The sequence below is a fragment of the Pseudomonas sp. S2_F07 genome, assembly GCF_054668325.1.
In genome coordinates, this window is sequence record NZ_CP162758.1 from 1478509 (window position 1) to 1497651 (window position 19143).

Below are 19143 nucleotides of genomic sequence, written 5' to 3' on the forward strand. Positions count from 1 at the left end.
CCGAGGGGAACAACATGAAAAAAATGCCTGACCTCAAACCGCTCGGCTTTCTCAGCAAACCGGGCATCGCCGCTGTGATGCTGATCAACTTCAGCCTCGGCACTGTCAACGCTGCGCCGCTTGACGATGTCAGCCCGCCGCCGCCAACAGATCCTTCGGCGTATACCAACCCGCCGACCGACCCCCAGGCCGCGCTGGATGCCATAGAGGCCATGTCTCCCACCAACCAGGGCTCCTACGCCCTGCCCAATGGTGTGTACGGCACCCGCACCACGCCAACGACCGACAACGTGCTGCCGCCAGCCCTGCAGACATCCTTCAAAATCCCCACCAATGGCAAGCCCAGCCCATTGTTCGGGGCCCAGCCGTACACTCAGCAACTGCTGCTGTTCGAAGAGTTCGGTACGGAAAAACTCGACCCGACACTGCCGCCGCCCACCCTGACCTTCCCGGTGCCGATCGTCGGCCCGGCGCCCACCCAGGACCCGAACAACATCGCCCGCAGCGGCCCTTCGGCCGCTGCGCTGGAAGCCTTCATGCGCCAGCCGGGGCTGTACCCGTTTCCGTCGCAGTATTCCAACGTGCTGGACCGCAACCCGTGGAAAGCGCAGATCGAAGCCTTCCTCAACCGCCATCCGGTCGGCTCGCCGGCCGAAGGTCGTCCGCCAGGAAAAGGCTGGTCGCACCAGCGCTGGAACGAGTTCTACCCACAGGTCGCCTTCAAGACCACTCAAGCGGGCGCCAAGCTCAACGGCGGCATGCGCGACCGCCGGCAGTTGCACAACTACGCCGTCGGTGAGTTCGGGCCTGGCGGGCTCTACAACCAGACCTCGGACACCCCGATCATAACGGGCACCACCAAAGGCATCGACACCCGCTTTCACCCCAACATGCCGATTCAGAACCACAAGGCGCTCTGGACCTTCGACGGCACCTTCCCGCCAAAACTGCTGATGGTGCGGTACGGCCAACCGGTGCTGATGCGTCACTACAACGCCCTGCCGATCGATCCGTCGGCCAACATGGGTTTCGGCCTGCACACACTCAGCACCCATGAACACAATGGCCACTCCCCGGCCGAAAGCGATGGCTATTCCAATGCGTTTTTCTTTCCGGGGCAGTACTACGACTATCGCTGGCCGATCCAGTTGGCCGGTTACGACACCATCAACACCAGCGCCCAGGATCCGCGCGCGGCGTTCCCCTGCGCCCCCGGTGAAACCCTGTATGTCAACGATGCCACGCCGGGCCTCAAGACCTGCAACAACGGCAGCATCAAGATCCGTGGCGACTGGCGCGAAACCATGAGCACTCACTGGTTCCACGACCACATGCTCGATTTCACCGCGCAGAACGTCTACAAGGGCAACGCGGTGATGATGAATTACTACAGCGCCATGGATCGTGGCAACGAAGCACTGCAAGACGGCGTCAACCTGCGCCTGCCCAGCGGTTCGGCGTTGCCCTGGGGCAACCGCGACTATGACGTCAACCTGATGCTGGCCGACAAGGCCTGGGACGCCAATGGCCAGCTGTGGTTCAACCCGTTCAACACCGATGGCTTTCTCGGCGATCAACTCCTGGTCAACTGGCAGTACCAGCCACGCCTGAACGTGCGGGCACGCAGCTATCGCTTCCGCATTCTCAATGGCTCGGTGTCGCGCTACTTCAGGATCGCGCTGGTGCGTGAAGTCGTCGGCACCGGTGGCGAATATCCTGGCCCGGTCGGTTCCGGCTTGTCCTACACCCGCGTGCCGTTCCACATGATCGCCAACGACGGCAACATAATGGAACACGCCGTGCCATTCGACGGCAGCATGGACCTGGATGCTGACGGCGACCTGCAGGACCACAACGCCATTCTGCCCACCATGGGCATCGCCGAGCGTTACGACATCATCGTCAACTTCGCGAAAAACGGGATCAGCACCGGCGACAAGTTGTACTTCGTCAACCTGATGGAGCACCACGACGGCAAGGGTCCGGAAAGTCTGCCGCTGAGCCTGGCCGATGTCCTGTCCGGCAAGTACAAGGCGGTGCTCAAGCTCGGTAGCAACGGACTGCAATGGGACGCCGGCGACCCGGTGGTGGGCAAGTTCCTGCAGATGGTAGTCCAGCCTTATGCCGGCCAGGACGTGAGCATGAACCCCGCCGACTACGAACCCGCCAAACCGGGCAAGCCGATGGGTAAAACCATGCTGCCGCTGACCCTCAACCGTGACGACCCGACGGTGCAGGCCAGACTGAAACTGGCACGGCATCGCGAGTTCACCTTTGGCCGCTCCGACGGCACCGACGACGAACCCTGGACCATCAAGACCGACGGCGGTCTGGGCTACCAGATGGACCCCCGAATCATCAGCGCCGCTCCGCAACTGGCCAATGGCCCGACCGCTGCCGGCTTCTCCGGCGACGGCACCCTGGAAGTGTGGAAAATCAGGAACGGCGGCAACGGCTGGAACCACCCGGTGCACGTGCACTTCGAAGAAGGCATCGTCCTCCACCGCGACGGCAAGGCCCCACCGGAATGGGAAAAATGGGCGCGCAAGGACGTCTATCGCATCGGCGAGGGCATCGACAGCTCGGTGGACGTGGAAATGGCGATCCGCTTCCGGGAATTCGCCGGGACCTACATGGAGCACTGCCACAATACCCAGCACGAGGACACCTCCATGCTGCTGCGCTGGGATGTCGAGAACCCTGGCCAGTTCCAGTTGATGCCAACCCCCCTGCCCGGCTGGGACGGCGTCAACTACGTCAACTCCGCCGCGCTGCCGACCTTCCGCACTGGCGATACCCGTGTCGAGGACGCCGCTAACCAAAAACCGGTCGCTAACCCCGACAGCGCCATCAGTAACACCGGCCAACCGGTGATCATCAACGTGCTGGCCAACGACACCGACCCTGACGGGAACGTGCCGCTCAAAGTGGTGGGCCTGGAGCAACCGGACTCCGGCAAGGGCGTGGTCAGCACCGATGGCCTGCGCGTGACCTACACACCACCGGCCACGATCCCCGCACCGTTCACCGCGACCTTTTCCTATAGGGCCAGCGATGCCAAGGACGCGGAGTCGGCACCGGCGACGGTGTCCGTGGCAGTCTCGGCAGCGATCAACGAGAGTCTGATCGTCACCAGCGCCACCGTCACCGCCCGCAGCAACAGCCGCTGGTATTGGGTCCTGTCCGGCACCACTTCCCGTGGCACGGGCAATACCATCACGGCAACGGCCACGACCACCACCGGTACGGTGAACCTTGGCGCCGCCGTCCTGACGCCTACGGCCACAGGCGCGCGCTGGAACATAGCGGTGACCACCGCCGGCAGTGGCCCGTCGCCTGGCGCGACGGCAACCATCAAGTCGGCCTCCGGCAAAACCGTGACGGTGCCGATAAAGGCGAACTAGAGCGGTTTGATCGACGCCCGGTCCATGCAATTTGGATCGGGCGTTTTTCTTTGTACAGCGCCCACCATTGAATCGGCGTCGTACTCAGATTTTGCATTCACCAAAGATCAAATGTGTGCGAGCCTGCTCGCGATGGCGCAGTGTCAGGCAACATAGAATCTCCCACAACAGGAGTGTCGTTGACCGCAAGTTAACGTTCGGCCCGACTCACCGCTGCGGCGCCACCATCCGGAAGCGGATATTGATCTCGTTGGACACCACACTGTCCGCCCACTCGCCCTCACCTATCTTGAAGTCGTCACGCTTGAGCACCAGTTGGCCCTCGAAGATACCGATGGCGCTCTGCGATTTCAGCAGCACCGGTACACTCACTTCCCGAGTGAGTCCCCGCAGGGAAAGCGTGCCGGTGATGGTGTAGCGGTTATTGCCCTGGGCCTTGATGGACGTCGACTCGAAGGTAGCCACCGGATATGTCGCGGTGTCGAACCACGCCGGCTTTTGCAGCTCGGTGTTGGCGTCGCTGCTGCCGGCATCGATGCTTTTCAGGTCGATGGTCAGCACGGCATGGGCGGCGCCGGGGTTATCGGTGTCGAAGTCGAGTTTGGCCTTGAACTTACCAAAGGTGCCGTAGGCTTTCGACCCCATCTGCACATAGGTGAAGCTCAAGGTGCTGGCCCTGGCGTTCACATCCTTGTACTCCACGGCTTGCGCAAACGGCACCAGGCCGAACACCAACATGCCGGCCAGAGCGACGCAATGCGCGGATCGAAGATTCATGGCACTCTCCGGGAGGGTTCCCGTCTTGAGTTGGCGTGCCGCACAGGTCGGGTGGCACCAGATGGACTAAAGCAAACAACCGGCGTTTATTCCACCTCACCCGTTGATTTACCACCACCTGCCCCGCACTCCCCGCGTTGCCATGCCCTGTGCAACAGGTCGATCACCTCGGCATCCGAGGTCTGGGCAAAGTCCATGTACCAATGGCCAATCGAGGTGAACCACTCGGGCATCAGCGGGCAGATCAACTCATCCACCTCGCTGCGCAACGCCTGCACCGTTTCGATCGGCGCCACCGGCACCGCCACCACGATGCGCGATGGCGCCTGCGCCCGCAGCGCCTGGATCGCCGCCATCATCGAGGCGCCGGTGGCCAGGCCGTCGTCGATCAGGATCACCACCTGATCCTTGAGCTGCACCGCCGGCCGCTTGCCCCGATAGACCTGCTCGCGGCGCAATAGCTCGCGGCTTTCCCGTTCGACCACGGCGTCGAATGCAGCCTTGGCAATCGGATGCACCCGCAGCGCTTCTTCATTACGAATCTGGATACCGCCGCTGGCAATCGCGCCCATGGCGTACTCCGGGTGGGACGGCACGCCGAGCTTGCGCACCAGCATCAGGTCCAGGCGAACCTTCAGCGCCGTGGCCACCTCATAAGCCACCGGCACGCCGCCACGGGGCAAGGCCAGAACGATGACGTCGGAACGATTGGCGTAAGGCAGCAACGGTTCAATCAAACGCCGCCCGGCTGCCGGGCGGTCTTGCAGGATGGAATGGGACAAGGGGCTCATTTGAAACCTCCCCAGGCGATTGCGCCTGCGAACTTCAGCCATACCTGCCTTTTGTGGCGAGCGAGCTTGCTCGCGCTGGGCTACGCAGCGCGAGCAAGCTCGCTCGCCACAAACCTGGTCCAAAGCATTATCCGCTCCTTTACCCCGCCTATACCAACCGCTCAATCTTCTGATGCTGCCACACCAGTTTGTAATACAGCGTCTGCAACACCAGCATTCCCAGATACGCCACCGGAAACGCCATCCACACCCCTTGCAGCCCGAACTTCGCATCCAGCAGATACGCCGCCGGCAACTGCACACCCACCACGCACACAATGGAAATCGCCACCGGCACCATCACCGTGCCGCTGGCGCGCATGATGCCGCCGATGATCGCCTGGAAACCAAACACCAACAGGCTCCAGAGCATGATGTGCAACAGGTGCTCAGCCATGTTGAGCGTCGCCTCTTCGGTGAGGAACGACGCCAGCAACCAGCTCGACAACAAGTACCCGAGCACCACCAGGCCACCGGTCAAACACACGTTGATCATCAGTCCAGTCTTCAAAATCGGCCCGATACGCTCAATGCGCCCCGCCCCAATCGCCTGCGCTCCAAGGATCGACGCCGTGATCGCAATCGACAGCGCCGGGAACTGCACGTAATTGACGATCTGCGTCACCGCGCCATACGCCGCCGTCGCCTGGGACCCGTGCTGGTTCACCAGCGCCAGAATCACCAGCTCCGACAGCGACAACACCACCATCTGCAACCCGGTGGGCAAACCGATGCGTAGCACCTTGCCGAGAATCGCCATGTCCAGCTTCATCGCCGCGAAGAACTCACGGTCCGGCGCCAGCGGATGGCCCTTGCCAAGCAAGCGCCACGCCAGCAGCCCCATCGCCACCAGGTTACCCACCAGCCCGGCAATCGCCGCACTCTGAATCCCCATCGGCGCAAAACCCAACCACCCGCGAATCAACGCCGGCGTCAGCGCCAGCCCGACACAGGTGGACACCACCAGCGCCAGCAACGGCGACAAGGTATCGCTCACCCCGCGCAGCAACTGGGTGAACAACACAAACACCAACAGCGACGGCATGATCCACAACATCACATGGGCATACGCCACCGCATCGTCCAGCACATCCGCCGGCGTCCCCAACCCCACCAACGCCGACCGCGCAAACACACTCCCCACCACCGCCGCCACCAACCCGATCAACACCCCCAACAACAACGTCGCCCCGGCAATCGCCTTCACCAGATGCATCTCCCGCGCCCCCCACGCCTGCCCGATCAACACCCCGGCGCCCGCGCCAAGGCCGATGACCAGGGCAATGAAAAAGAACACGATGGGGAACATCCCCGATACCGCCGCCAGCGCCTGGGTGCCAAGCATCTGGCCGATGTAGATGCTGTTGACCGTGCCGGACATGGATTGCAGGAAGTTCGACAGGACCATCGGGGCGAGGAAAAACAGGTAGGTTTTCCAGAGGGGGCGTTGGGGGTTCGGGGTTTGCATTCGGGAAGGTCCATTTCGACGGCGAGAGCAATGAGTAAGGATAGCGTGGGTGGCTGAATCCAAGGGGCCGTGAACATCTCAGGTCTGTGTTTATATTTCCAGCGACCTGAGGTGAAAGGTCTGAAGTTTCATCGTCGCGGGTCCTACATAAAGCTCGGAATGTCTCACCTTCCCGCGCTGATCTTATACGGCTTATAGTCGGCGCCGTCGCCCAGATGGCGATTCGGGTTTGGCGACCTGACAACAGAGAATGACCGACTGACGGCCTTGAGCCCATCTAAAAGAGATCATTCAAAATGAATCGATATATGCCTCTCACCGGAATCGACCTGGTTCCGGCTTCCCTGCTCATCGACACCCAAGCGCCACTCGACGTCCTGCAAGCCATGGCGGATTACCGTATCCGTACGGTCACGCAGGTGCTGGAAAACATTGCCTACCGATCTGAACTCGGTTGCGACACTGTAGTGCTGGAGGACTTTGCCAAGCTGCTGGTCATTCCGTTGCGCGATGGGTGTGATTTGATGGATGTGATTGGGCGGCGGTTGCGGGTGCAGGCGGCGGAGTAAAGAAAAACGGGTGCTCTCGCGCCCGTTTTATTGCTACTCCAGAAAGAGGTTGCTCCTCAGCTTGATTCGAGGCTGCGAAAAACCGATCAGGCGAAGATACTCAATATGCCCGTAACAAAGAGAAGAGCCGCTGCGGCAGCGGCTCAACCTGGGAAGCCTTCGATGATTTAAACGACTGGACAAGGGAACTGGACGGCCACGAAATGATGGCTACGGTCACCGCTCTCTGGCACCTGCGCTCAGGTACTTGGTGCTGTCAGTCAAAGGTATATTTGCCTTCGAGCATGAATGCCGGCTCTCTCCAGTTGGGTCCTCTCACTACTATGCACCCATTATTTTTTATAAAACCGGCATCACACATTTTCTTGACAAGGTTCAATAGCCCTATGTTGTTCTCCACATGCGCCCAGTTAGCCCGATTATAAAGACCATCAAGCCGAGGAAAGGAGATGCCCAATTCATTTTTGGTAAGAAATAGAATTACCTCTTCAGGCTTCTCGTTTAGTACGATGTTTTTTATGACGTTCATCGTTTTATTCCTCCAATTTGCTTGGACTCTCTGTCCGTTTGTTTGTTGTCTGCCTCTATAGCCTCGGGCGTGTAGAGTAATTCAAAATCATCTTTTAGCTTGTAGTCTTCCAGCGTCGCGGCGTGAGTATTGTTCCAAATAACACCGTCGTCATTCGGGTTTACACCGTCAACCACACCTAATGCTCTGAAACGTTCCAGCTCTCTGAGTTCATGAGTATAGAAGCGTTTGTCAGCATCTGTGATTACCAATTCACCCAGCAGAATTTTTTTCAAGCGAAAAATCATAATGGCATTGGCGTCCGAAGGACCAAAGCGTCCAGTATGTAATTTTACCAGGTCAATACCCGCCTGGATCACGGAAGCACTTGTCCAATCGAGATCGAGTATTGGCCCCCCGGCTTTGGCGGGATTGAAAAGTCGACCGCTGTATTTTCCCCTTGTGGTTGCTCCTTCATAAGGACTATTAAACACAACGTAGATTGGCGGTAGACCGCTTTCAATCGGAAAGCAGTAAATGCAATCCCTGAAATCAGGCAATTCGACCGCGGGCAAGGTTTCAGGCTGCACAAGCAATGGCGACAGCGTAACTCCAGTGTAAGTCGGTACTTGCGCAGGTCGGGCAGGCGAAGTTGTCGAACCGTTTCCCAAGTGAATAATTGGAAAACTGAGGATAATGGGCGGTGTATCGTTTGACGTGAAACTGTAGCTGCTGGTCGTTGGATCGAATGCCAATGCTCGTACTGGCACTTTTTCCGAGACGCTCCCTCCAGCCGGGGTTGCAACGAGTGTGTATTGGTTAAGGTCGCCATAAATCCGATAAGGAAGGTCAATGGTTCCTTCGGCAGCGGCGATTTCATTCAGGTTTGACGGCAGCTTTGGTAAAAAAGTGGTACCGGGTAGTTTGAGAGCTGTTTGAGGAAAGCGTTCGCCGTTAGCAAGAGCAGGTGAATAGAACAAGGCTCCGATCCCAACAGCAGTGGCCCGACTGATTAGTGCTTCCCCCAACCCTGCCAATAACCTAATGCCTCCCTGGATTCGCGCCCCGAAGGTCCAACCGTCGGCGAAATGGATGGCAATGGCACCCGCCACGGTTCCTGCCTCTTCGCCATGACCAATGGGCAACCTGTAGGTGTAGGCGACTTCGCCCCTTGCCAAGGCGCGATGGATTTCAGCGTCTGCAGTTGCGGAAGCGTCCTCCAAAATGCGAACGGCCTCGATAAGGATTCGTTTAACGTAGGCGGCAGTTAGCGACAACAGGAATTCTTCATAAAAACTTAGTCGTACTTCATCATCTCTGTCTGACTCCACATCACTTGCAAAAAACTCGGCAATTGTTTCTCTGTCTAGCGACAATGCGTCCACGCCAATATGCAATATTGCATCGTGCCAACTTCCGTGCATTGTGACCCTTTGCAAAAGCTCAACGATGATCACTTTCTTTTTTAAGGCAGCTTCCAGCGCATTTAACTCTTGGGAGTCAATGCCTGCGGCCATGCGCTTCTCTAGATAATCTCGAATATTCGGTGCACCACCCGAAAAAACATTCGTTATCTGATCGTGCGCCGAAAGAAATATCGCCACTAATTGTTGGTATTCGTTTCTGGTTTTTTTGACGCCCTCAATACTATGCGGCGTAGTAACCGCCGGGACATTCCCATCCCAAAACAAAACACTATCGAAGCTTGAAGGAAAAACTGAGGCTTGCGCAGCTTGAACCGGCAGAGACCCAGACGTTATTGAAGGTGAATAATGAGTAACTGGTTTTTGCATACAGCACTCCATGCAACAATATTAATTCCATTAAATAGACAGAACAAAAGTTATGCCGCAACAACGTAGCAATTTCAATACTTCAATATTTACTGTATGCATCGCGCGAAAAATAGCATTAGGCCCAAACAACCTCTGCGGCTTCCAGCAAAATCCTCACAGTTGGCCATTCCGTTACACGATGTGTTGTGACTTGATAGATGTGATTGGGCGGCGGTTACGGGCGCAGGCTTCTGAGTAAAGGAAAACGGGCATCAAAGGTGCCCGTTTTTTTGTCTGACGAGAAAAGTGGTTTACTTGTTCTGAGGCCCGATCCTAGCGAAGCGCGCCAGGTTTTATCTTTTTTCCGTCGGTTTGACGCTTGGATACCTTATGGAGATGAACCGTACAAAGCAGTTAGTCCGTGGATCAACTCAACACAACAATCCTCTTGAGCTCCTCATCCATGTGCTGGAGGCATCCCTCGAATTGATTTCGCTTCCTGAGAATGACTTCTGCTGGTGTTTTTGGGCTGACAGCGATGAAGCAAAAGCAGAGCTGGAGGGATTGATCAACTCGCTTAGAGGCGGAGTGCTGCCCGCAAGAACCCACTTTGCTGTACTTTTTGCGCCAACAGGTCCGCTGCAAGAGCTCAGTCTCAGTAGTGGGTGGGCGGAAACCTTTTTGAAAGTCGCCAGTAAATATGACGAGGCAGAGGCACGGTTGTGGTGAGGGAATGATGCCGGCTTGGCGTGTGCCAGAATCGTAATACCAAGCACTTCCAATGATGGCACCGGGTCGTTTTCAGGCCTTCGGGGCAGGCAACAACTGGCCAGAAACAGCCTGTCATGACCGGCAGAGAACGGCCCAGAGTGTGTAAAAACACTGAGCCAAAATTGAAGTCTGAGCCTCTATGCCAAACCTGAGATTTATCGGCTGTTTGGCAGACCTGGATTTTGCGTAGAAACGCGATTTTCAGTTCTACTTGGGACACCAGTCGCGCTGAAAACCGCTTTTACACACTGTGGGCCAGAAGCGGTCGGTCGCTCAAAACACTTAAAAACCACTGATTGCTAACGTAATCAGGATCCGAAAATTGCTCACTCGGTCGAAGGGACGGATGCTTTGCTACCCAAGCGGATTAGTTCATTGGAGAAACACAGGCCGACGATGATCAGTGCCGCTCCCGCGTACAGGCTTTCGCGCGGTATTTCGTTGAGCGCCACAAACGCCAGCAGCGCGGCGAACAGTGGCTCGGTCAGCTCCAACGCTTGCACTTGGGATGGCTTGAGATACTCGATGGCCTTGGTGGTGCAGAAGAAGCCCAGGATTGTCGGCAGCGTGGCCAGCGCCAGCAGCGCGGCGATCGCCAGCGGCGACAGCTCGCCCATCGCGAAACCATCGGCCGCAGCCGGCATCAGCAAGTACAGGCTGCCAAAGAACAACAATTGTCGGGTGAAGTGCAGCCCCCCGACACTCCCATACGCTTCATGGCAACCGAAAAGGCCCCATAGCCGGAGCCGGCCATGGAGGCGAGTGCAGCACCTTGCAGGGTAAAGCCCTGCTGCAGGTCGCCGCCGAAGATCACCGAGATCCCGGCGATAGCCAGTGCAGCACCAACGGTAGCGTTCGCGGTGATGGCATCCTTGAGGAAAATACGCCCCAGAATGATCGAGGAAATTGAGGCACTGGCCATCAGCACCACCACCACACCTGCCGCAGCGTAGTGTCGATAGGCGGACGTTTCAAAATGGAACAGCACAAAGATGCCAAGGAATGCGCAGATAGCCGCCTGAGTCCATTTGGTCGACGCCGCCGGGCGCTTGAGGAAAAACAACAGGATCGAGAGAAGCACGCAACCCAGTACGGTCTTGATGACAGCGACACTGCTAGCGGTGAAACCATTACTCATGAGTATTTTGCTGAGTACACCGATCGTTGCGTTCAGTGCCGCAGCGGAGAGTGCAAATATGACGCCTTTGCTGAAAGTAGATTGCATGGATGACGATCCCTGTCGCTGAAGTGTCGTTCGATAGAATGCCGCCCTGTATCGACGGCGCAAAGTTTGAAGATACGAAGATCCCACCAACCCCAGTATTTATTGTGGCATAAGCACTGGATCGCCCAGTAGGATGCTATTCGCCTTCTTTTCGCCGCCAAGGGAGAAGTCAGAGGGTCTGGCCCTTGCCTATGCAATATGAGTTGACGAACGTTGCAGTGTGCTGCAAAGACTGACGTATATCCGGTTTGGCTATTCCATGTCTGTTGGCAAATTGCTCGACCGCCGCTGTATCAAAACGAGTGGTCTGGATAAAGTCCAAGGCTTCGGGTTTTGTATTCAAAAACCACGCGACGGGAGGAATACTCAGTAGCAACTTCAGCAATCGGAGTGAAATGTGATGCTTGGGAGACTTTAAGCCCAAAGGGTGTGCCACCTGTATCAGGAGTTCTCGCAAGTTTGGAGTTTGGTCATCCAGCGCCAGCAGTTCCTGGCCCACCATGGCAGGATCAAAAGCACAAACTGCCACCAGTTCAACCAGGTAATCCACGGTGACCAGTGGCAGCCAGTGCTCGGCGGTACCGGGCACTGCAGTCAGCTTTCCCTGCACAAGGTTGCGTATCAGCTCCACCAGCGGCTGACCGTCAAGGATATGCCCCGTGCGGCTATGACCACAGACAGTCGCAGGGTGGACAACGGTAATCTCCCCGCCCTTGGCGGCCATGACCTCCAGGGTCGCAAAATGCGCCTCCAGCTTGCTTCCCTCGTAACCACCGACATGTCGGTAGACGGCAGGCCAATTCGTCAACTGCGGATGACGAGGATCAATTCCGATGCGTTGCAGATGTTCATGATTTTTCAGCATGTAGCCGCCGATCATCACTAAACGGTTTTTTTGCTCAGCCGCCAACAGCGCCACGCGCTTTGCCCCTTCCACATTCACCGCACGAGAATGCTCCACTGAAAGCCCCCATGCGAAGTGGGCGCCCAGGTGGAATATGACTCTGGCGTGCCTTAGCACTTCTCTGTCAGCAAGACTCAGCCCGAGGTTGTCCCGTTCCAGATCGCCAGCTACGGCAAATACCCGGGTTGCGCACCCTCCCAAATTATCGACTTGCTCGCGCAGTGCAGCTAGTCGCTCTGGGCAACGCATCAACACCCGAATGGTGTGACCTTTTGCACTCAGGCACGCCACCAAATGTTGACCGACGAAGCCGGTACCCCCCGTGACAAAGCACTCCACGCTCATTTCCCTGCTCCTTGTTTAAGGTGAAAAATCAAGCGTAAACTATCGACCCAACTCTATAGTCAAGCGGTGTTTTAATGAAAATCGGCGAACTCGAGGCCCGCAGCGGCGCCAGCCGCCATACGCTCCGTTACTACGAGCAAATCGGCCTGATCTCACCGCTGCGGCAAACTAACAACTATCGCGTTTACACAGTGCAAACTCTGCAGGATCTGGACTTTATCCAGCGCGCGCAAAGCATGGGGTTTTCCCTGGGGGAAATAGGCGAGATTCTGGATGCGCAGCGGAACAAGCTGATCGATTGTGCTGACGGCGCGAAGCTAATTGAAAAGAAGATGGCAGAAATCAAACAGAAAATCGCCAACCTCCAAAGCATTTATCGGTATCTGGATGAAGAGCGTGCAACCCTCGAAGCCAGTGCTGCCAAGCAACTTGAGCTTCAGCAACTGAGCAACTCTTCCAACTGAACTGTCAGCATCTGGGAAACGGAAGCTGCAGCCTGCCTCCAGTTTCAAGCCCATCGCTTACGCATTTTCTATTAGTGGGTTTTCCATTGAGCATGATCAGCACCACCTATCGCTCGGTCCTGCCTCCATTTCAATGTTTCACGCTTCTGTATAAACCGTCATTCCCGCCCCTGATTTTCTGCGGCAATGACTTGAGGCGAATTGCTACTGATGAGCTATGGTGACTTGGTAAACCACGCTCTGGGCAGATCATCCATGAACACGTACGCCACTCTGTTCTTCGGCATGTTCACCACCCTTTTGGCAATCATCAATCCACTTGAGGCCATTCCGGTATTCTTGGGCCTGCTGCAAGACAAAGACGCCGCCGAGCGGCGCCAGGTGGCACGCAAGGCCTGCCTTTACGCGCTGGCGCTGATGTTTTTCTTTCTGATCTTCGGCAACCTGCTGCTGCGTCTGTTCGAGGTTCCCCTGAGTATGATCCGGGTGGTCGGCGGGGTGATCCTCATGCGTATCGGCTTCGAGCTTTTCGCCCCCTCGCCAAACAGCAGCCTGATTCCAGGCAGTAGCAAGGGTAACCAGGACGTATCCTTCATCCCCATGGCCATGCCGATCATGTTCGGCCCTGGCGCCATTGCCACGGTGATCGGCCTGACCAGTACCATCAAGGATTCCGACCGCGCCATACTGTCCTTCGCGGTAGTAGCATTGGCGATCTTCGCCACCATGTTTACCACCTACCTGTCTCTGGCTTACGCCAATGACATCCTCAAAAAGATTGGTCCGCAAGGCATTGACGCGGCGACACGCATTGTCGGCTTCTTCGTTTCGGCAATGGGCGTGGGCCTGATCTTCCACGGCACGGTGGAGTTTCTCCAGTCGTACGGAGTCCTGCTCAACGGGGTAACAAAGTAGGGCTTTTGATTTTATTTCAGCTGTATGCCGATCCGATCGATATGAGTGAAATACCCCCCCGCCATGAACTCGCACTGCTTAGTTGATAAAGACTGACTTTTTCAAGCAAACCATAGCGTATTAATGAGCTATACCCAATATTCCCCTATGCACTTCTTCCACTATTGGAGGTGTCAATGAAACCCAGTACTGCCCTGCCAGCGCTACTGATCATGGCAAGTCTCTTCGGCTGCAGCAGTTCATCGAACCATTCGATGAACCTTCCTTTGGCGGCTACCCACAATAATCCTGGCCAGATCGCCAGCACCACGTTGACCAGTGTCGGCAATCAAACCAATTTTGACTTCGACATCACAGGTGTTCCAACCGGAACCCTGCTGCCCCCTCGCCTGTACACGTTCATCCATAAAGGTAGCTGCCAACAACCCGGGGCTGTCGCCTTCGCCATGAACGATAAGGTCAATACCAAAAGCACCGCTGGAACCAACGGTTGGACCTTCTACCGAAGCGCGCCCATAGCCATGAAAGACCTGCTTGCCGGCACGTACTCCATCGTCGTACGTACGGCACCCGAGGATGGCAATAGCGATATTTTCTGCGGCGATATTGCGCAAGCAACTCGCTGAAACGGCCACAGTGATTGGTGAGTCGAGAACTTTAGGCTGAATACCATTAGGCATGGGCGGCCCGACTGCGCGATCAAATAATAGTTGTGACATGGCCCTCTAAAAAATCGCAGTTGCCACGTTCAACTTCCGAATCCGCACTAGACTCTGCCGTGGGCCTTAATCCGTGCGTAGTCATGCAAAAAGTAGGAAATGATTCTGTATGCAGTACCTAGGCTAATTACTCGATGGTCAATGCACCAAAGGACAATATTGAGGTGCACTCATCACCCGGTTGCTGACACCATGAAAAAACAAGGAATATTGGTATGGAAAAGTTGTCGGATCGTTTTAGGCTTTCTATCGTGTTTGCTGCACTTTTGTCATTGAATGGGGTTGCCCAAGCCGCCCAGACGGACAAGACGAACATCCTGTTCATTGTCTCCGATGACACCGGCTACGGCGATCTGGGGCCGTACGGTGGTGGTGTCGGCCGTGGCATGCCAACCCCCAGCATCGACCAACTGGCACAAGAAGGTACGACCTTTTATTCCTTTTATGCCCAGCCGAGCTGCACCCCGGGCCGGGCGGCCATGCAGACCGGGCGTATCCCCAATCGCAGCGGCATGACCACCGTGGCCTTCCAGGGCCAGGGCGGTGGTTTGCCCGCCGCCGAGTGGACGCTGGCCTCGGTGCTCAAGACCGGCGGCTACGAGACCTACTTCACCGGCAAGTGGCACCTGGGCGAAGCCGACTATGCATTGCCCAATGCCCAGGGGTATGACGTGATGAAGTACGTCGGCCTCTATCACCTCAATGCCTACACCTACGCCGACCCGACCTGGTTCCCCGACATGGACCCGGAAACCCGGGAAATGTTTGCCAAGGTGACCAAGGGCGCACTCTCGGGCAAGGCGGGAGAAAAGGCCGTCGAAGAGTTCAAGATCAACGGCCAGTATGTTGATACGCCGGTCATCGATGGCAAACCCGGTGTAGTCGGCATTCCCTACTTTGACGGTTATGTCGAAAAGGCCGCGCTGGAATTTCTCGACACCGCTGCCAAGTCCGACAAGCCGTTCTTCATCAACGTCAACTTCATGAAAGTGCACCAGCCGAACCTGCCGGCACCGGAGTTCGTTCACAAGTCGATCTCCAAGTCCAAGTACGCCGACTCGGTGGTCGAACTGGATACGCGCATCGGCCATATCATGGACAAGCTCAAGGCGCTGGGCCTGGATAAGAATACGCTGGTGGTCTACACCACCGATAACGGCGCCTGGCAGGATGTTTACCCGGACGCCGGCTACACACCATTTCGTGGCACCAAAGGCACCGTGCGCGAGGGCGGTAACCGGGTCCCTGCAATCATGACCTGGCCCGGAAAAATCAAGCCCAATGCCAAGAACCACGACATTCTCGGCGGGCTCGATCTGATGGCAACTTTCGCCTCGGTGGCCGGCATCAAGTTGCCGGAGAAGGATCGCGAAGGTCAGCCAATCTATTTCGACAGCTACGACATGACCCCGGTAATCACCGGCACGGGTCCCGATCCACGTAAAGAGTGGTTCTACTTCACCGAAAACGAGTTGTCCCCTGGTGCGGCCCGCGTAGGCAACTACAAGGCCGTGTTCAACCTGCGTGGCGACAATGGTGTGCCGACCGGCGGCCTGGCGGTGGATACCAACCTGGGCTGGAAAGGGGAGTCGAAGTACGTGGCGGTCGTACCGCAGGTCTTTGACTTGCTGCAAGATCCACAGGAGCGCTACGACATCTTCATGAGTAACGTCACTGAGCGCACCTGGACCATGGTGCCGATCAGCCAGGCGATCAACAAGCTGATGCAGACCTACATCAAGTACCCGCCACGCAAACTGCAAAGCATGGGCTATGACGGGCCGATCGAGTTGTCCAAGTATCAGAAATTCCAGTCGGTACGTGAAGTCCTGCAGAAAGAGGGGATCAGCCTGCCGATGCCTGCGGGCAACTAGTCAACTAGTCAAAGAGTGGCGGCCCGGTTCAGGCCGCCACTGGGTGGTCTGATGTTTATGAACTCCCGCCAAGTCACTCGTTCCCTTGGCCTCTGCTGGGGGAAGTGACGATTGTTTATACAGCCTAAAGAGTCGCGATTGCAGCCATCTCATGACCTGTTCGGAGCGAACGCTACTTTGGAAACAACAACGTAACCGCCACCCCAATATTGTTCATTCGACTTGAGAAGGTGGGTTAGGCAGAACTTCGAGGACCGGCTTGATGTGAAGGGCGACGGACGTCTGCTCGACAGAGTCAACAACACCAACACCGAACTGGACATGAAGGTGCCGCAAACCGTCACCCTGAGCCTGTTCCAGCAACTGGACCGACAATGGGCACTGCTGGCCTCGGCCAACTGGCAGGACTGGTCGGAATTCGGCGACATCGCCGTAGAGGTCGACACCACGGCGTTCGGATCGCAATCGAAGACCGTCGACGCCGGCTTCAAGGACACCTGGCACCTCTCCCTTGGCACGCAATACCAGGCCACCGAGCAGTGGTTGTGGAACTTCGGCGTGGCCTACGACAGCAGCGCCGTCTCGGACAGTAACCGCAGTGTAGTCGTGCCGATGAACGAATCCTGGCGTATTGCCACCGGGGCCACCTATGCTCTGGACAAGGACACCGATGTCAACGTCAGTTGGGCCATGGTCTGGCTCGGCGACATGCCGGTTGAGCAGACCAAATCCGTATCGGGCAATCGAGTATCCGGTCAATTAGACAATGCCTGGATTCAAGCCTTGAGCGGAAACATGACCTGGCGATTTTGATGTCTTGTAAACAAAAGAACGAAGATTTCTTCCAAGGAGTAAACACCACTATGAATCTGTCCCGAAAACTGCTCGTCGGCGCCACGCTGGCCAGTCTGCTGCTAGGCGGTTGCACCTCGAAAGTGACTGAGAAGGAGCAATACTCAGGCTTCCTGTCCAACTACAACAACCTGCAGGAAGTCGAAACGCCGAGCGGCGGTACCACGATGCGCTGGGTCAGCCCTTCGTGGAACCCGAATGCCTATGACACCGTGGTGTTCAATAAACTGGAGCTCTACCCTGCGCCAAAACCCGATGAGCGGGTCAACCAGCAAACGCTGACGGATATTCAGAACTACATGACCAACAAGGCCAAGGCCACCCTGGGTCAGAAGTATCGCGTAGTGACCAACACCTCATCCGCACCGGCGGGTTCGCGCCCCCTGATCATGCGTGCGGCAATTACCGGAGTGAACGCCGAGAACGAAGGCATGAAGTGGTATGAAGTGGTTCCCATCGCGGCCGTCGTCGGCGCAACCCAGGCCGCCACCGGCCACCGTGACCAGGACACCACCCTGTTCATCGAAGCCGAGTTCGTCGACGCCAGGAGCAACCAGACCGTGGCCAAAGTGGTGCGCAAGGTGTTCGGCACCGAACTGAAAAACGAAAGCCAGCAGATTACCGCCAAGGACTTCAAGGCGGCGATCGACAAACTGAACGCCGATCTCTGGGCATTCATTCGCAGTTGAGCCTTGGAGTTACCGCCGGCAGACGTTGGCGGTTCGATAATCCTCACGCAAAGGAACGCTGACATGCATCTCTATTCATCGCTGCAATTTTCAAGATTGCAAAGACCGTTACTTTTCGCAGCGCTCATCGCCATTGCGCTTGCATTAAGCGCTTGTGCATCCGTGGACGCGCAGACGACTGCTTACGTCGGAGTCGAGCATCCCGCACCGACCTTGCCCAGTGAAGTACAGGTGTTACGTACAGAACCGACGCGTCCCAATGTGCGGCTGGGAGAAATCCTGATCGATGCCACAGTCGACCCCGCACCGCCCATTACTGAGGTCGAACAAAAGTTACGTGAAGAAGCCGCCAAACTTGGCGCAGACGCGGTAGTCGTCGTCTACGATCACATTCAGCCGGTCGCCGCCTATGTGACAGGCCCACTTTGGAACCGTGATATTGAAACGATCCAGGGACGTAAGCTGAAAGGCATTGCCATCAAATACCAATAACAACGAGGTGCACAGCAATGAAAGCTATTTTGTCCTGGCTGACGGTTACGTTGGTGACTGTGCTGATCAGTGCTTGTTCCGCCGTAGGATCGACCGATGGCGGCGCCGGTGAAATCGAGATTCGCTCAGGGAAGATCGAGCAGATCTCGCTAACGCAGATGCAGACCAATCACGACTCCGGTGTCGGCGCTGTACTCGGTGGCCTCGGCGGCCTGGGAATCGGCAGCCTGATCGGTCATGGCACCGGACGTGATGTCGCCATGGTTGCCGGGGCTCTCGCCGGTGCGGTTGGCGGTAATTACGCAGAGAAGAAAAAATATGACCAACCGATAGAGGCGCAACAGATCATCGTGCGGGTAAACAGTGGCGTGCTGGTATCAATTACCCAGCCGATCAATCCATCACTGAATAAAGGCATGAAGGTGTATATCCAAGGCTCAGGCAATGATGCCCGAGTCCTACCGCAGGGCGGTTAGATTCACTTGAATCTTTAGGGTTGTGATGTCAAGGCCCGGAGTGCAGCATTCATCTGCACCAGCAACAGCCAGCTTTGTGTGCTGCT

Annotated in this window: 16 protein-coding genes and 2 pseudogenes; 11 read left to right on the forward strand and 7 right to left on the reverse strand. The window is 56.7% G+C overall.

The window, feature by feature from the left end; genetic code table 11:
• The first annotated feature begins 14 nt into the window (after positions 1 to 14).
• Positions 15 to 3404 carry an Ig-like domain-containing protein gene (locus AB4O40_RS06670; RefSeq protein ID WP_460055336.1) on the forward strand — a complete coding sequence of 1130 codons (3390 nt, stop codon included), beginning with the start codon at positions 15 to 17 and terminating at the stop codon, positions 3402 to 3404.
• A gap of 207 nt (positions 3405 to 3611) precedes the next feature.
• On the opposite strand, the gene AB4O40_RS06675 is transcribed toward AB4O40_RS06670, so the two are convergent.
• The 3 genes from AB4O40_RS06675 to AB4O40_RS06685 all read right to left on the reverse strand — a co-directional run bounded on the left by AB4O40_RS06675 (position 3612) and on the right by AB4O40_RS06685 (position 6479).
• On the reverse strand, positions 3612 to 4181 hold the full coding sequence (locus AB4O40_RS06675) for a YceI family protein (protein ID WP_056725163.1): 570 nt from the start codon (positions 4179 to 4181) through the stop codon (positions 3612 to 3614).
• A gap of 86 nt (positions 4182 to 4267) precedes the next feature.
• A complete protein-coding gene (locus AB4O40_RS06680; protein WP_056725162.1) occupies positions 4268 to 4972 on the reverse strand; it encodes a phosphoribosyltransferase in 705 nt (234 codons plus the stop codon).
• 148 nt (positions 4973 to 5120) lie between these two features.
• Positions 5121 to 6479, reverse strand: a complete 1359-nt coding sequence (locus AB4O40_RS06685) for an MATE family efflux transporter (RefSeq protein WP_460055332.1) — start codon at positions 6477 to 6479, stop codon at positions 5121 to 5123.
• A gap of 296 nt (positions 6480 to 6775) precedes the next feature.
• Here AB4O40_RS06685 and AB4O40_RS06690 point away from each other — a divergent pair, with 296 nt between their 5' ends.
• Positions 6776 to 7048, forward strand: a complete 273-nt coding sequence (locus AB4O40_RS06690; RefSeq protein WP_460055329.1) for a hypothetical protein — start codon at positions 6776 to 6778, stop codon at positions 7046 to 7048.
• A gap of 256 nt (positions 7049 to 7304) precedes the next feature.
• Here the strand turns inward: AB4O40_RS06690 and AB4O40_RS06695 are convergent, their stop codons facing one another.
• Both AB4O40_RS06695 and AB4O40_RS06700 read right to left on the reverse strand, forming a co-directional pair.
• Complete coding sequence (locus AB4O40_RS06695; RefSeq protein ID WP_056725156.1) at positions 7305 to 7577, reverse strand: hypothetical protein; 273 nt, start codon at positions 7575 to 7577, stop codon at positions 7305 to 7307.
• A complete protein-coding gene (locus AB4O40_RS06700) occupies positions 7574 to 9349 on the reverse strand; it encodes an S-type pyocin domain-containing protein (protein WP_460055326.1) in 1776 nt (591 codons plus the stop codon). The genes AB4O40_RS06695 and AB4O40_RS06700 overlap by 4 nt, the downstream gene beginning before the upstream one ends.
• A gap of 372 nt (positions 9350 to 9721) precedes the next feature.
• Between AB4O40_RS06700 and AB4O40_RS06705 the strand changes: the two genes are divergently transcribed.
• Entirely contained in the window at positions 9722 to 10060 is a 339-nt protein-coding gene (locus AB4O40_RS06705; protein ID WP_223542446.1) for a hypothetical protein, read from the forward strand.
• Between the two features lie 368 nt (positions 10061 to 10428).
• On the opposite strand, the pseudogene AB4O40_RS06710 reads toward AB4O40_RS06705, so the two are convergent.
• Positions 10429 to 11327 (reverse strand): annotated as a pseudogene (locus tag AB4O40_RS06710) (DMT family transporter).
• A gap of 169 nt (positions 11328 to 11496) precedes the next feature.
• Positions 11497 to 12576, reverse strand: coding sequence for an SDR family oxidoreductase (locus AB4O40_RS06715; RefSeq protein ID WP_223542445.1), 1080 nt, complete (start codon positions 12574 to 12576; stop codon positions 11497 to 11499).
• Between the two features lie 74 nt (positions 12577 to 12650).
• On the opposite strand from AB4O40_RS06715, the gene AB4O40_RS06720 reads away from it, so the two are divergent.
• The 8 genes and pseudogenes from AB4O40_RS06720 to AB4O40_RS06755 all read left to right on the forward strand — a co-directional run bounded on the left by AB4O40_RS06720 (position 12651) and on the right by AB4O40_RS06755 (position 19057).
• The gene (locus AB4O40_RS06720) at positions 12651 to 13040 is read left to right on the forward strand and encodes a MerR family transcriptional regulator (protein WP_056725146.1); all 390 of its coding nucleotides are present in this window, start codon (positions 12651 to 12653) and stop codon (positions 13038 to 13040) included.
• 210 nt (positions 13041 to 13250) lie between these two features.
• Positions 13251 to 13955 carry a MarC family protein gene (locus AB4O40_RS06725; protein WP_223542444.1) on the forward strand — a complete coding sequence of 235 codons (705 nt, stop codon included), beginning with the start codon at positions 13251 to 13253 and terminating at the stop codon, positions 13953 to 13955.
• Between the two features lie 176 nt (positions 13956 to 14131).
• Positions 14132 to 14581, forward strand: coding sequence for a hypothetical protein (locus tag AB4O40_RS06730; RefSeq protein ID WP_056725143.1), 450 nt, complete (start codon positions 14132 to 14134; stop codon positions 14579 to 14581).
• A 308-nt stretch (positions 14582 to 14889) separates the two neighbouring features.
• Positions 14890 to 16548 carry an arylsulfatase gene (locus AB4O40_RS06735; protein WP_460055320.1) on the forward strand — a complete coding sequence of 553 codons (1659 nt, stop codon included), beginning with the start codon at positions 14890 to 14892 and terminating at the stop codon, positions 16546 to 16548.
• Positions 16549 to 16791: 243 nt separating this feature from the next.
• A pseudogene (locus AB4O40_RS06740) lies at positions 16792 to 17361 on the forward strand (OmpP1/FadL family transporter); the annotation flags it as partial.
• 50 nt (positions 17362 to 17411) lie between these two features.
• A complete protein-coding gene (locus tag AB4O40_RS06745) occupies positions 17412 to 18089 on the forward strand; it encodes a DUF3313 domain-containing protein (RefSeq protein WP_223541417.1) in 678 nt (225 codons plus the stop codon).
• 63 nt (positions 18090 to 18152) lie between these two features.
• Positions 18153 to 18581 carry a hypothetical protein gene (locus AB4O40_RS06750; protein ID WP_056723691.1) on the forward strand — a complete coding sequence of 143 codons (429 nt, stop codon included), beginning with the start codon at positions 18153 to 18155 and terminating at the stop codon, positions 18579 to 18581.
• Positions 18582 to 18598: 17 nt separating this feature from the next.
• On the forward strand, positions 18599 to 19057 hold the full coding sequence (locus AB4O40_RS06755; RefSeq protein ID WP_056723693.1) for a glycine zipper 2TM domain-containing protein: 459 nt from the start codon (positions 18599 to 18601) through the stop codon (positions 19055 to 19057).
• Positions 19058 to 19143: the final 86 nt, after the last annotated feature.

Excerpts from the sequence above, each read along its gene's own strand:
- AB4O40_RS06690 (WP_460055329.1), top strand. The coding sequence starts at position 6,776 with ATGAATCGATATATGCCTCTCACCGGAATCGACCTGGTTCCGGCTTCC.
- AB4O40_RS06675 (WP_056725163.1), bottom strand. The coding sequence starts at position 4,181 with ATGAATCTTCGATCCGCGCATTGCGTCGCTCTGGCCGGCATGTTGGTG.
- AB4O40_RS06725 (WP_223542444.1), top strand. The coding sequence starts at position 13,251 with ATGAGCTATGGTGACTTGGTAAACCACGCTCTGGGCAGATCATCCATG.
- AB4O40_RS06745 (WP_223541417.1), top strand. The coding sequence starts at position 17,412 with ATGAATCTGTCCCGAAAACTGCTCGTCGGCGCCACGCTGGCCAGTCTG.
- AB4O40_RS06705 (WP_223542446.1), top strand. The coding sequence starts at position 9,722 with ATGGAGATGAACCGTACAAAGCAGTTAGTCCGTGGATCAACTCAACAC.
- AB4O40_RS06750 (WP_056723691.1), top strand. The coding sequence starts at position 18,153 with ATGCATCTCTATTCATCGCTGCAATTTTCAAGATTGCAAAGACCGTTA.
- AB4O40_RS06735 (WP_460055320.1), top strand. The coding sequence starts at position 14,890 with ATGGAAAAGTTGTCGGATCGTTTTAGGCTTTCTATCGTGTTTGCTGCA.
- AB4O40_RS06670 (WP_460055336.1), top strand. The coding sequence starts at position 15 with ATGAAAAAAATGCCTGACCTCAAACCGCTCGGCTTTCTCAGCAAACCG.
- AB4O40_RS06700 (WP_460055326.1), bottom strand. The coding sequence starts at position 9,349 with ATGCAAAAACCAGTTACTCATTATTCACCTTCAATAACGTCTGGGTCT.
- AB4O40_RS06685 (WP_460055332.1), bottom strand. The coding sequence starts at position 6,479 with ATGCAAACCCCGAACCCCCAACGCCCCCTCTGGAAAACCTACCTGTTT.
- AB4O40_RS06720 (WP_056725146.1), top strand. The coding sequence starts at position 12,651 with ATGAAAATCGGCGAACTCGAGGCCCGCAGCGGCGCCAGCCGCCATACG.
- AB4O40_RS06755 (WP_056723693.1), top strand. The coding sequence starts at position 18,599 with ATGAAAGCTATTTTGTCCTGGCTGACGGTTACGTTGGTGACTGTGCTG.
- AB4O40_RS06695 (WP_056725156.1), bottom strand. The coding sequence starts at position 7,577 with ATGAACGTCATAAAAAACATCGTACTAAACGAGAAGCCTGAAGAGGTA.
- AB4O40_RS06730 (WP_056725143.1), top strand. The coding sequence starts at position 14,132 with ATGAAACCCAGTACTGCCCTGCCAGCGCTACTGATCATGGCAAGTCTC.
- AB4O40_RS06680 (WP_056725162.1), bottom strand. The coding sequence starts at position 4,972 with ATGAGCCCCTTGTCCCATTCCATCCTGCAAGACCGCCCGGCAGCCGGG.
- AB4O40_RS06715 (WP_223542445.1), bottom strand. The coding sequence starts at position 12,576 with ATGAGCGTGGAGTGCTTTGTCACGGGGGGTACCGGCTTCGTCGGTCAA.